This window comes from Nostoc sp. UIC 10607, from assembly GCF_047228265.1.
Lineage (GTDB): Bacteria > Cyanobacteriota > Cyanobacteriia > Cyanobacteriales > Nostocaceae > Nostoc > Nostoc foliaceum_A.
Genome location: NZ_JBIQNW010000279.1, coordinates 1 through 323 on the forward strand (window position 1 = coordinate 1; position 323 = coordinate 323).

General features: G+C 40.6%; 1 pseudogene. It reads right to left on the bottom strand.

The window, feature by feature from the left end:
* Positions 1-323 (bottom strand): annotated as a pseudogene (locus tag ACEYW6_RS36765) (hypothetical protein); the annotation flags it as partial.

Below are 323 nucleotides of genomic sequence, written 5' to 3' on the forward strand. Positions count from 1 at the left end.
CCAGGATAGCTTTTCTTATTGAATTCTAGGTTAGCGATCGCTTGTTGGAGTGTCCAACCCGGTTCAAAGCCAACTCTTGTTCCATCCCAGATTAATTCATAGCCGACTTTTTGACCGTTGAATAAACCTTCAACTTTCTTGTCAGGATAGCTTTTCTTATTGAATTCTAAATTAGCGATCGCTTGTTGGAGTGTCCAACCCGGTTCAAAGCCAACTCTCGTTCCATCCCAAATTAATTCATAGCCAACTTTTTGACCGTTGAATAAACCTTCAACTTTCTTGCCAGGATAGCTTTTCTTATTGAATTCTAGGTTAGCGATCGC